Annotated in this window: 9 protein-coding genes and 1 tRNA gene; 4 read left to right on the forward strand and 6 right to left on the reverse strand. The window is 61.5% G+C overall.

Annotated features, from left to right (window positions below; genetic code table 11):
* Both ACIQ2A_RS23545 and ACIQ2A_RS23550 read right to left on the reverse strand, forming a co-directional pair.
* Positions 1-488: DUF4917 family protein (locus ACIQ2A_RS23545; RefSeq protein WP_398484007.1), on the reverse strand; the 488-nt coding region annotated here is incomplete at its 3' end.
* Between the two features lie 331 nt (positions 489-819).
* Positions 820-894: transfer RNA gene (locus tag ACIQ2A_RS23550), tRNA-Gln, on the reverse strand.
* 248 nt (positions 895-1,142) lie between these two features.
* Here ACIQ2A_RS23550 and ACIQ2A_RS23555 point away from each other — a divergent pair.
* The 3 genes from ACIQ2A_RS23555 to ACIQ2A_RS23565 all read left to right on the forward strand — a co-directional run bounded on the left by ACIQ2A_RS23555 (position 1,143) and on the right by ACIQ2A_RS23565 (position 5,482).
* On the forward strand, positions 1,143-2,924 hold the full coding sequence (locus ACIQ2A_RS23555; RefSeq protein WP_398484009.1) for an acyl-CoA dehydrogenase: 1,782 nt from the start codon (positions 1,143-1,145) through the stop codon (positions 2,922-2,924).
* 107 nt (positions 2,925-3,031) lie between these two features.
* Positions 3,032-3,796, forward strand: a complete 765-nt coding sequence (locus ACIQ2A_RS23560; RefSeq protein ID WP_398484011.1) for a crotonase/enoyl-CoA hydratase family protein — start codon at positions 3,032-3,034, stop codon at positions 3,794-3,796.
* 24 nt (positions 3,797-3,820) lie between these two features.
* On the forward strand, positions 3,821-5,482 hold the full coding sequence (locus ACIQ2A_RS23565; RefSeq protein ID WP_398484013.1) for a bifunctional metallophosphatase/5'-nucleotidase: 1,662 nt from the start codon (positions 3,821-3,823) through the stop codon (positions 5,480-5,482).
* A 25-nt stretch (positions 5,483-5,507) separates the two neighbouring features.
* Here ACIQ2A_RS23565 and ACIQ2A_RS23570 read toward each other — a convergent pair whose 3' ends face one another.
* From ACIQ2A_RS23570 to ACIQ2A_RS23585, 4 genes are all read right to left on the reverse strand, one after another.
* Entirely contained in the window at positions 5,508-6,506 is a 999-nt protein-coding gene (locus ACIQ2A_RS23570; protein ID WP_398484014.1) for a L,D-transpeptidase, read from the reverse strand.
* A 73-nt stretch (positions 6,507-6,579) separates the two neighbouring features.
* Entirely contained in the window at positions 6,580-8,313 is a 1,734-nt protein-coding gene (araD, locus tag ACIQ2A_RS23575; protein WP_398484016.1) for an L-arabinonate dehydratase, read from the reverse strand.
* Between the two features lie 180 nt (positions 8,314-8,493).
* On the reverse strand, positions 8,494-10,143 hold the full coding sequence (gene pgm / locus ACIQ2A_RS23580; RefSeq protein WP_398484018.1) for a phosphoglucomutase (alpha-D-glucose-1,6-bisphosphate-dependent): 1,650 nt from the start codon (positions 10,141-10,143) through the stop codon (positions 8,494-8,496).
* A gap of 309 nt (positions 10,144-10,452) precedes the next feature.
* Complete coding sequence (locus ACIQ2A_RS23585) at positions 10,453-11,190, reverse strand: Crp/Fnr family transcriptional regulator (RefSeq protein WP_398484022.1); 738 nt, start codon at positions 11,188-11,190, stop codon at positions 10,453-10,455.
* A 191-nt stretch (positions 11,191-11,381) separates the two neighbouring features.
* Here ACIQ2A_RS23585 and ACIQ2A_RS23590 point away from each other — a divergent pair, with 191 nt between their 5' ends.
* A complete protein-coding gene (locus ACIQ2A_RS23590; protein WP_398484020.1) occupies positions 11,382-11,744 on the forward strand; it encodes a hypothetical protein in 363 nt (120 codons plus the stop codon).
* Positions 11,745-11,864 lie beyond the last annotated feature (120 nt).

Below are 11,864 nucleotides of genomic sequence, written 5' to 3' on the forward strand. Positions count from 1 at the left end.
TCCCCAACCCGAGAGTTTCCGACGAAGTGACTCAGGAATTCTCGGCAAGAAGCGTATTGGGCCTCGGTAATATCCGAAGGGCGAGCTGGATGCTTTCCTGCGATCGACTGAACCAGAAGTTCTTTCAACGCAGCTGAGTGGCCATCCATAAGCGCGCTGGGCGCTTGGCCGATTTGGTAGACCGGGCTCAATGCAACGGCATGCCGAAGCGCCTGGATGACCACCTCAAAGTCCGTGGTGTTCAAAGCATCAAATGCCGCCCTCGCCTCGGGCGCATTTGTGAAATCGGCGGACGCGAGAAGCGAACGGTAGTCGAAACAGCCAGGAAACAACGCGATGCTGAACCCATTGCCGAGCAACAACTGACGTTTGCAGGCAGTAGTCTCGGCTAAGGCATCAGCGAACGGAATAAAGCGGGGCATAATGGCCTCACGGCGGGGAAAGAACTGGCGGTAATGCACGTTACATTGCTGCAGTGTAAGCGCCACGGACTAGCATTACCTGATCTGCGGCCTACTAAAAATGGAGTGCCGCACTCAGGCGACGTCGCAAACCGAAAGCTCCCAATTTGTGCCATCGAGGCCGGAGATTTGGCGAGAAGCGACTGCCGAGGTCGGGCCGCAGTGGCGGTCGAATCCGGTCTCCATGCGCAAACTCCCCAAAATGGTAATTTTCAAATTGTCGGCCGGAGACTTTCGGGAATTCGATGGGACACGGGGCGAGTTACACCGCCCAGAGACGTTCCCGAATACGCAGGAGCCGGCCAAATACCGGCCATTCTCGTCAAATCCGGGAATCTGGCAAAACGCCCGGACTGCCTGGCTGGGGCGGGAGGGATCGAACCTCCGCATGGGGGAATCAAAATCCCCTGCCTTACCGCTTGGCTACGCCCCAACGGCCAAAGCGCGGAAATGGCGGATGGGCCCGCAGCGCGCTTCGGCTCCGCCGGTCTATAGAGAGACATCCACGATTTCAACCACCTGGCGGCCATGTTCCACCATTCCCCCAGGCGCCTCTGGCATCCCGTCGCCTGGCCAAAACTGTCTGAAATGCGCCCTTTGGCGTGTTGAGGGCCGTCTCAAATCGTGGGAAGACGGCGGAAAGCTGAAAAATGTACCCAAAGAATCCTGGGAGCGAATGCCATGACCTACCGTGCGCCCATCAACGACATCCTGCTCGCCCTGAACCATGGCGCCGGTCTCCAGGCCGCCCTCAAGGCGGGCCATTATGGCGATTTCGATGCCGATATGACCGCCCAGGTGCTGGAAGAGGCCGGCCGCTTTGCCAGTGATGTGCTGGCGCCCCTGAACCGCATCGGCGACCAGAACGGCATCAAGCTCGCGGACAAAAAGGTGACGACCGCGCCGGGCTGGCCGGATGCTTATAAGCGCTGGACCGAAGCCGGCTGGAACGCCGTGTCCGGCCCCGAGGCTTTTGGCGGCCAGGGCCTGCCGCTGGCGGTCAATGCCGCCTGCACCGAAATCTGGAGCGCCTCGAACATGTCGTTCGGCCTCTGCCCGCTGCTGACGCTCTCGGCCATCGAGGCGCTGGAAGCCCATGGCAGCGAAGAACTGAAGTCAATCTACCTGGAGAAGCTCGTGACCGGCGAATGGACCGGCACCATGCAGCTCACCGAGCCGCAGGCCGGCTCCGATGTCGGTGCGCTGCGCTCGCGCGCCGAGCGCCAGGCCGACGGCAGCTATCGCGTGTTCGGCACAAAGATCTTCATCACCTATGGCGATCACGACATGACCGATAACATCGTGCATTTCGTGCTTGCACGATTGCCCGATGCCCCCGCCGGCACCAAGGGTATTTCGCTGTTCCTGATCCCGAAATTCCTGGTTAATGCGGACGGTTCGCTGGGCGAGCGCAACGACATCTACGCCTCCGGTGTCGAGCATAAGCTTGGCATGCATGCCTCGCCCACCTGCACCATGACCATGGGCGATGCCGGCGGTGCGATCAGCTACCTGATCGGCGAGGAAAATCGGGGCATGCTGTGCATGTTCACGATGATGAACCAGGCCCGCCTCGGCGTTGGTCTCGAAGGCGTCGGTATTGCCGACCGCGCCTATCAGCAGGCGCTCGCTTTCGCGCAGGAGCGCAAGCAGGGCCGCGGTGTCGGCAGCAAGACCCAGGGGATGGACCCGATCATCGTTCACCCCGACGTCAAGCGTATGCTGATGCAGATGCGCTCGCTCACCGCCGCCGCACGCACCATCTGCTACGCTACCGCTGTCGCGCTCGACGTTGCCTCACGCTCCACCGATGCGGAGACGCGCACCAAGGCCGCTGCCCGCGGCGCGCTGCTCACGCCGATCGCAAAAGCCTTCTCCACCGATATCGGCAACGAGGTTACCTCGCTCGGCGTGCAGATTCACGGCGGTATGGGTTTTATCGAAGAAACAGGCGCGGCCCAGCATTATCGCGATGCGCGCATCACAGCGATCTATGAAGGCACCAACGGCATCCAGTCCATCGATCTTGTGACCCGTAAGCTCGCGGCTGGCGGCGGCGCCTCCGTATGGGCGCTTCTCGACGAATTGAATGGCATCGTCGCCCGCGTCGAAGGCTCGAACGATCCTGCCTTCGGTACCACCGGCGCAAAGCTGCGCGATGCGCTCGGCGCACTCGAGCGATCCAGCAAATGGCTGCTGGAGAAAATGGCTTCGGCGCCGAATGACGCACTGGCCGGCGCCACGCCTTACATGCGCCTGTTCGCCTCGGCGCTTGGCGGCTGCATGCTGGCGAATGAAGCATTGGCTGCGCGCGAGGGCGAGGGCGAAGGCGATTCAGCGCGCTACGTCTCGGTCGCGCGCTTCTTTGCCGAGAATGTCGCGGTACAGGCCGGTTCGCTCGAACGCACGGTGATGGATTCCGCCGAAGCCGTGATGGCCGCTGACGCTGCGCTGCTCGGCTGAGCGGTATTGATATCCAACTATCCGCCGGTTCGGATTGATGTAACATCCGGCCGGTAAGACCTATAAACGCGCAGTGCTGCGTGCACGACAATGAATTGGGGGACGCCATGACCGAACATCTGATCGTGACCGACGAAGAGGCGACGCGTGTTATCACGCTGCGGCGGCCCGAGAAGAAGAACGCGCTCACCCAGGACATGTATCGCGCCATGTCGGAGGCCATCGACACCGCGCAGAACAATCCGGATATCCGCTGCTTCATCATCACCGGCGGCTCCGGGGTTTTCACCGCTGGCAACGACCTGCAGGATTTTCTGAAGGACGGTACCGATACGCGTTCGGCAGACTTCCGCGCCTCCAACGCAATCAAGTTCCTGCATTCGCTCGCCCACAACACCAAGCCGATCATCGCAGCCGTGGACGGCATCGCCATCGGTATCGGCACCACGATGCTGTTCCATTGCGACTATGTGCTGGCCTCGACCACCGCGACCTTCACCACGCCCTTCATCCATCTCGGCCTGGTGCCGGAAGGCGCATCGAGCCTGCTATTCCCACGCACCATGGGCCACCAGCGCGCTTTCGCGACGCTGGTGATGGGCCGCACCATGCATGCCGAGGACGCGCGCACCGCCGGGTTCGTCAATGAAGTGGTCGCACCGGGGCATACCGAGGTCGAAGCCCGCAAGGTCGCCCGCGAGATCTGCGCGCTGCCGGCGGAAGCCGTCGCCATCTCGCGAAAACTGCTCAAACTGCCGCCGGAAGATCTTACTCGCCGCATCGATCAGGAAAGCCACCTGTTCGGCGAGCGCATGAAATCGCAGGAGGCCATCGCGGCTTTCCAGGCGTTTTTCACGCGCAAGAAGGCGTAACATTTTTGCGTTAAACGAGGCGGCATGACCCGATTTCACGCGATCATCGCCGCCGCCACGCTTCTTTGCAGCCCTGTTGCCCATGCACAGACATCGACAGGACCGGTCGATGTCACCCTCCTCGCCATCAATGACTTTCACGGCAATCTGCGTCCTGCTCCCGGCGGCATCACCATCAATGATCCCGCAGACAAGACCAGGAAGATCACGGTGCCTGCCGGTGGCGCCGAGCATATGGCGACGCTGGTCCAGCAACTCCGTGCTAGCAAGAAACATACGGCCTTCGTCGCTGCCGGTGATCTGATCGGCGCAAGTCCATTTCTGTCAGCGCTTTTCCATGACGAGCCCACGATCGAGGCGTTGTCGATGATGGGGCTCGAGATCGCAGCCGTCGGCAATCACGAATTCGACGAAGGTCGTGACGAGTTGCTGCGCATGCAGCATGGCGGCTGCCATCCCATAGATGGCTGCAAGGGCCCGCATCCCTTTGCGGGCGCCACGTTCCGCTATCTCGCGGCCAGCACGATCGATACGAAGTCAGGCAAGCCGCTGCTGCCGCCCTACGAGATCCGAAGTTTCGATGGCATTCCCGTCGCCTTTATCGGGCTCACCTTGAAAGGTGCCCCAAATCTCGTCGCGCCCCCCGGCATTGCCGGGCTCGAATTCCGCGACGAGGCGGAGACGGTGAATGCGCTGGTGCCGGAACTGAAGACTAAGGGGGTCGAGGCCATCGTCGTGCTGATCCACGAAGGCGGCCTTCCCACCGGCGGCCTCAATGAGTGTCCAGGCATCTCCGGCCCGATCGTCGATATCGTCAAAAAATTCGACAAGGCCGTGGACGTAGTCGTCAGCGGCCACACCCATCGCGCTTACACTTGCGAGATCGATGGCCGCCTCGTCACCTCCGGCGACAAATACGGCACGCTGGTCACCACCATCGAACTCAAGCTCGACCGCGCCACGCGCGACATCACCAGCGCAAAGGCCGACAACATCATCGTGCATACCTCGATTCCCGCCGATCCCTCGCAGACGGCATTGCTTGCCGCTTATGACAAGGTGGCGGCTCCAATCGCTGCGCGGCCAGCAGGCGTGATCACCGAAACCTTGTCGCGCATGCCGAACATGCAGACCGGCGAAAGCCCGCTCGGCAATGTGATTGCAGACGCGCATCTCGCCGCCACGTCGGCACCGGATCGCGGCCACGCCGTGATGGCCTTCACGAATCCGGGCGGCATTCGCAGCGATATCGTCAAGAAGTCCGACGCCGACGTTTCCTATGGCGATGTCTTCGCCGCCCAGCCGTTCCGCAACCAACTGGTGACGCTGACGCTCACCGGCGCTGAGATCAAGGCGATGCTGGAGCAGCAATGGCGCGACCCGAGGCGCCCGCGCATTCTGCAAGTCTCGAAAGGGTTCAGCTATGCGTGGGACAATGCCGGCAGCGACGGCCACCGCATCATCGCAGAAAGCATGAAGCTTGGCGGGACACCGATCGATCCGGCAGCCCCTTACCGCGTCACGGTGAACAATTTCCTCGCCGTCGGCGGCGACGGATTCACGGTGCTGAAGGACGGCAAGGATGCAATCATCGGCGTCTACGACGTCGATGCATTGAGTATATATCTGCGCAGCAACAGTCCCGTCGCGCCGGGACCGCTCGATCGGATTTCGAGAGTGAACTAGCCAACCGCCGGACGGACGCCACGCACTAGCGCGACGCCTGTTTGCCATCGATGAAACTGACCTCGACGCCCTTCTTCACAGCAGCGGCAATCCGTTCGGCATCCCAGTTGGTCAACCGGACGCAGCCGTGACTGTCGCTCTTGCTGACACGCGAGGGATCGGAGGTGCCGTGAATGCCATAGCTCTTCTCGGACAACCCGATCCACATGGCACCCACCGGATTGTTTGGACCACCGGCAATCGTGAACGGCTTTTTACTCTCGACGCCCTTGAACTTGTATTTCGGGTCGTAGCGATAGACCGGGTTGGCGTGGATCGACGTCACCTTCAGCACGCCTGACGGTGTCGGCTTTTCCTCGCTGCCCACGCTGGCGGGATAAAAGGCCAGCAGCGCGCCGTCCTTGCCAAAGGCCTTCACCGTCTGGCGCACCTTGTCGATCTCCAGACGCGCAGCCTTGTCAGGCTTGCGGTCCGATAATTTGACGATGGTGACCGTCTCACCCGCCTTCTCAAACTTCGCCTTCGGATTGAGGATTTCGAGCAGGTCGCGGCTCATATGAAAACGCTCGGCCAGCGCCTCCCCGACGTCCGTGAAACCGAGCATCTTCAGCGATTTCATGTCTTCCATCTTCACCGGCAGCTTATCGATGAAAGGCCCGGCGATATCCTTGTCCGTGAGCGTGTAGTCGGTGAGGACGGGCTCGCTGCTCGTCGCCTGCAGCTTCTCCCAGATCTCCGCCGTCAGAACTTTCGTAGCTGGCAGGCTGTTGGCCTCGGCAAAGGCAACAAGCGCCTTTTCAACATTGTCGCCGAACAGGCCGTCGATTTCACCAGGCGAGAAGTGAATCCTGTCGAGCAGAACCTGCACCTTGACGGCCAGCGGATGCTCCTTGGCGTCGGACGGGAGTTTTCCGGTGAAGGTTGCCGCGTTGATGGCCTCGGCCGTGAAGGTCTTCTTGTCCTTCGCGAAAGCGGGCGCAGCGGCGAGCAGCGCAAAAGCAATGGCAATCGATGTTATGCGCATGGTCCTCACCCGGCCGTTGGTTCTCGGCGGTATTAACGGCGGGTGAGGCTCGCGGGTTCCGTGACGGAATACGCTAATAAATTGATGGCTCCTTCACTGGGCCGCCGAAATCGCTACGCAAAAAGTCGAAATCGCATCCCTCATTGGCCTGCTGGATGTGCTTCGAGAACATCCAGCCATAGCCGCGCTCGTAATTCTTCTCGGGCGCCTGCCAGGCAGCACGGCGCTTCGCCATCTCCGCCTCGGAAATATCGAGATTGATCGAGCGCGCGTCCACATCCAGCGTAATCAGGTCTCCATTCTGCACCAGCGCCAGCGGACCACCGATAAAGGACTCCGGCGCCACATGCAGGATGCAGGCGCCGTAACTGGTGCCGCTCATGCGGGCGTCGGAGATACGCACCATGTCGCGCACGCCCTGCTTCACGAGCTTTTTCGGGATCGGCAGCATGCCCCATTCCGGCATGCCCGGCCCCCCCTGCGGCCCGGCATTGCGCAGGATCAGGACATGGTCCGCCGTGACGTCGAGCCTCTCGTCATCGACGGCCTTCTTCATGCTCGGATAGTCATCGAACACGAGAGCCGGGCCGGTATGCTTGAGGAAGCGCGGATCGCAGGCCGACGGCTTGATAACGCAGCCGTCAGGCGCGAGATTGCCCTTCAGCACCGCCAGCGCGCCCTCGGCATAGATGGGATCGCTCACCGTGCGGATGACGTCGTCGTTGTGAACTTCAGCGCCGGCAATGTTCTCACCCAGCGTTTGGCCGGTGACGGTCATGACGTCGAGATGCAGATGCTCCTTGATGCGGTTCATCAAGCCCGGAAGACCGCCCGCATAGAAGAAATCCTCCATCAGATAGGTGTCGCCGGATGGCCGCACATTGGCGATGACCGGCACCTTGCGGCTGGCAATCTCGAAATCATCGAGGCCGATATCCTGGCCGGCGCGACGCGCCTGCGCGATCAGATGGATGATGGCATTGGTCGAACAGCCCATGGCCATCGCCACGGTGATGGCATTCTCGAACGCCTTGCGCGTCTGGATTTTGGCCGGCGTGAGATCCTCCCACACCATTTCGACAATGCGCCGTCCGCAAGCCGATGCCATGCGGATATGGCCGGCGTCCGCGGCGGGGATCGACGACGCGCCGGGCAGCGACATGCCGATCGATTCCGCAATCGCTGTCATAGTCGAGGCCGTGCCCATGGTCATGCAGGTGCCATAGCTGCGCGCGATGCCTCCTTCGACTTCGAGCCATTCCTTCTCGGAAATATTGCCCGCGCGACGCTCATCCCAGTATTTCCAGCCGTCCGAGCCGGAGCCGAGCGTCTTGCCCTTCCAGTTGCCGCGCAGCATCGGGCCGGCCGGCAGATAGATCGCGGGATAGCCTGCTGACGTTGCCCCGAGCAGCAGGCCCGGCGTGGTCTTGTCGCAGCCGCCCATCAGCACAACGCCATCCACGGGATGCCCGCGCAACAGCTCCTCCGCGTCCATCGCCAGCATGTTGCGATAGAGCATCGTGGTCGGCTTGAGAAAGCTCTCGGACAGCGACAGCGCCGGCAACTCCATCGGGAAACCACCCGCCATCAGGATGCCGCGCTTCACATCATCCACACGTGTCTTGAAATGCATATGGCACGGCTGCGCCTCGGACCACGTATTGAGGAGGGCGATGACAGGCCGCCCCTTCCACTCCTCCGGCGCATAGCCTTGCTGCATCGCGCGAGAGCGATGGCCGAATGAGCGCAGATCGTCCGGCGCGAACCAGCGGGCGCTGCGGAGCTGGTCGGGGGTTTTGCGAGACATGGTTTCTTCCCTTGGATAGCCGGTTGATCCGGATGTTTGTTGATCGTTCAATCGTCGTCCCCGCGAAAGCGGGGACCCATAGACATTGTCAGCGCGAGTGAAGCGGCAGAATCGCAATGCTGATGTTCAGACTATCTCCGGTGTGTATGGGTCCCCGCTTTCGCGGGGACGACAACGGAGTTACTTCGCAAACACCTTCGAAATCGCCGCCTGCGCGTCACCCTGGATCTGCTTCAGATGTCCTTCGCTGCGGAAGCTCTCGGCATAGATCTTGTAGACATCCTCGGTGCCAGAGGGACGCGCGGCAAACCAGCCATTTGCCGTGCTCACCTTGATGCCGCCAAAGCTCTGATCGTTGCCTGATGCCTTGCTCTCGGTGACCGTCACGAGATCACCGGCAAGCTCCGTCATGCCAATCTGCTCAGGCGTCACTTTCTTCAGCACGTTCTTCTGCTCCGGCGTCGCCACGGCATCGATACGCTCGTAATACGGCGTGCCGAACTCCTGCGTCAGTTTCTCGAAACGCTGGCTCGGATTCTCTTTAGTCACTGCGGTGATCTCAGCGGCGAGCAGACCGAGAATGAGACCATCTTTGTCGGTGGTCCACACCGTGCCATCCTTGCGCAGGAACGAGGCGCCCGCACTCTCCTCACCGCCGAAGCCGAAGGAGCCATCGACGAGGCCGTTGACGAACCATTTGAAGCCCACCGGCGTCTCCACCAGCTTTCGGCCGAGCCTCTTGACCACGCGGTCGATGATGGCGCTGGACACGATCGTCTTGCCCACCGCAGCATCCTTGCGCCAGTGCGGGCGATGCGCGAACAGATAATCGATCGATGTTGCCAGATAGTGGTTCGGATTCATCAGCCCGCCGGTGCGCGTAACGATGCCGTGGCGATCCGCGTCGGTATCATTGGCGAAAGCGACGTCGAACTTGTCGCGCATATGGATCAGCGGCGCCATCGCGTAAGGCGACGAGCAGTCCATGCGAATCTTGCCATCCCAATCCAGCGTCATGAAGCGGAAGGTCGGATCGATAGCGGTGTTCACGATGGTGGCGTCGAGCTTGTAGCGCTCGATCACCGGCTCCCAGTAATGCACGCCTGCGCCGCCGAGCGGATCGATGCCGATCTTCACGCCCGCGTTGCGGATCGCATCCATGTCCACGACATTGGCGAGATCGCTCACATAGGGCGTGATGTAGTCATACGGCTTGACGAATGCGGACGCACGCGCGCGCGCAAGCGGGATGCGCTTGACACCCACCATATTGGCTTCGAGGAAGCCGTTGGCGGCTTTTTCCATCAGGCCGGTGATGTCGGTATCGGCCGGGCCGCCATTGGGCGGATTATATTTGAAGCCGCCGTCTTCCGGCGGATTGTGCGAGGGCGTAACGACGACGCCATCCGCCAGGCCAGAAGTGCGGCCCTTATTGTAGGTCAGGATAGCGTGGGAGATCACCGGGGTCGGCGTATAGCCGCCGTCCTTGTCGACCATCACAGTCACGCCATTGGCGGCGAACACTTCCAGCGCCGAGACCAGCGCCGGCTCGGCCAGTGCATGGGTGTCGATGCCAAGAAACAGCGGTCCGTCGATGCCGGCGCTCTTGCGGTAGTCGCAGATCGCCTGACTGACGGCCAGGATATGATTTTCGTTGAAGGAATTATGCAGTGCCGAGCCGCGATGGCCGGAGGTGCCGAAGGTGACGCGCTGGGTGGAGACCGCAGGATCCGGCTTACCGGCAAAATAGGCCGAGACCAGCCGCGGCACGTTCACCAGCCGGGAGGGATCGATCGGTTGTCCGGCTTTGGGATCAACGTGGGCAGCCATGAATTCTCCTTCGCAAGCCAAAAACCCCGGCAACCGCAGATGGACGGCCGGGGCCAGGATTCATGGCATGTTTTCGGAGACAAATCAGCCGTCATCGCAGCAAGGCGTGAAGGCCGGCAAGTTCAAGCCTTATCCGACGTCCGTCGGGATGCCCAAGCGAGCGGCAGGGCAAAACAGGTGAACATTGCGATCACGGCAGCGGAAACCAGCATGCTCTCGACGGGCATTTCTCTTCTCCTCGGTTGATGGAGAAGATCGTGCACCCCTGGCGTGCAGACCGCCTTGAGATGGATCAATTCGGCCGAACGGTCAGGCCGCCGCCAATGCGTCCAGCTTGTCCATCGACAGCAAGCGGACGCCGTCCGGCACCACCACCAGCGCCTTGTCCTTGGCGAGCTTGGTCAGCGTACGGCTGACGGTCTCGATCGTCAGGCCGAGATAATCGGCGATATCCTGCCGGCTCATCGGCAGCGGCACGGTGACCGACTTCTGGCCGATGCGGGCATAGCGGGCCTGCAGGTTGAGCAGGAAGGCCGCGACTTTCTCATCGGCATTACGGCGGCCGAGCAGCAGCATCTGGTCCTGGGCGAGGCTTAATTCGTGGCCGGCGAATTCGTGCATCCGACGCAGCAGATGCGGCTTTCCATCGACATAGCTCAGGAAGGCCGCGCGGGAAAAACGGCAAACCCGCGCCGGGCTCACGGCCTCGGCGGCGACGCCATAGCGGTCCATCATCGCCAGACCGAGGAAATCCCCTGGAAGCGCAAAACCGACGATCTGACGGCGCCCATCCGGCAGCGACTTGTAGAGGCGGACAACGCCTTCGGTGACATTGAACACAGCCCCGGCCTGTGCGCCCTGATCGAACAGCATGGTCTTGGCCGGATAATTCTTGACCTGGCTGAGGCGGTCGAGCTCGTCCAGCTCGTTGGGTTCCAGAGCCGCGCAAACGCTGAACATGCGCACTTTGCAGTCGTCGCAGGCCCCGCGGCCATGCTTGCAATCGGCCGTGCCGCAGGTGTCGGCCGGGAGTTCCGCGAAGGTCATGGCGTGGTCCGTGGTCATTTCGAAGCTCGCAAGGGTCATATCAGCCAGGTCCTGAAATTAGCTTATACCTTTTGACATTGATCAATCAGGCCCGCCTTGATGCAGATCAATGCCTGCCTCTCCCGCCCCGGTCAGTTTGTCGCGCTATGCGGGAAACGGTCATGAAAAACGAGGAATATCAGGCACTACCCATGACCTGGGCCGAGGCTCCCGTGGCCTATCCGCTGGTCTATCTTCACGATGCCAGCGTCACGCTGGACGCATGGCTCGATTTCGTCCGGCGGCGTATCGGCCAGGGCGAAAATAGCGGCCTGATCGTCATGCGCGACCGCGCCAAAATCGTCCACGCCCTGTTCGCCTACCGCGTGGATCTCGACATCAAGGGCCTGCGGCAGCTCTGCATTGCCCAGCTCATCGTGGCGCAAATTCCGGGCTCGCAGATCGACCGGGCCGTCATCGCCGCCACGCGGCGGATGGCGGAGCAGTTCGGCTGCCAGGACATCACCATCGAACAACCTTTCTGCCTGACCGCACCCACGATCTCCGCGGCATAGTCCGTATCTGGTATACCACGGTCTGGATTGCCGATCGTCAATCGGCTAGACTCCCCCAATCAAATCAAACTGCCGCCGGCCACCAAGAGCCGAGCGGCAACAAAACCATCGGGGGACACG

The sequence above is a fragment of the Tardiphaga sp. genome (assembly GCF_044336785.1).
In the GTDB taxonomy this organism is placed as follows: Bacteria; Pseudomonadota; Alphaproteobacteria; order Rhizobiales; family Xanthobacteraceae; genus Tardiphaga.

Excerpts from the sequence above, each read along its gene's own strand:
- ACIQ2A_RS23555 (WP_398484009.1), top strand. The coding sequence starts at position 1,143 with ATGACCTACCGTGCGCCCATCAACGACATCCTGCTCGCCCTGAACCAT.
- ACIQ2A_RS23565 (WP_398484013.1), top strand. The coding sequence starts at position 3,821 with ATGACCCGATTTCACGCGATCATCGCCGCCGCCACGCTTCTTTGCAGC.
- ACIQ2A_RS23560 (WP_398484011.1), top strand. The coding sequence starts at position 3,032 with ATGACCGAACATCTGATCGTGACCGACGAAGAGGCGACGCGTGTTATC.
- ACIQ2A_RS23585 (WP_398484022.1), bottom strand. The coding sequence starts at position 11,190 with ATGACCTTCGCGGAACTCCCGGCCGACACCTGCGGCACGGCCGATTGC.
- araD (WP_398484016.1), bottom strand. The coding sequence starts at position 8,313 with ATGTCTCGCAAAACCCCCGACCAGCTCCGCAGCGCCCGCTGGTTCGCG.
- ACIQ2A_RS23590 (WP_398484020.1), top strand. The coding sequence starts at position 11,382 with ATGACCTGGGCCGAGGCTCCCGTGGCCTATCCGCTGGTCTATCTTCAC.
- pgm (WP_398484018.1), bottom strand. The coding sequence starts at position 10,143 with ATGGCTGCCCACGTTGATCCCAAAGCCGGACAACCGATCGATCCCTCC.
- ACIQ2A_RS23570 (WP_398484014.1), bottom strand. The coding sequence starts at position 6,506 with ATGCGCATAACATCGATTGCCATTGCTTTTGCGCTGCTCGCCGCTGCG.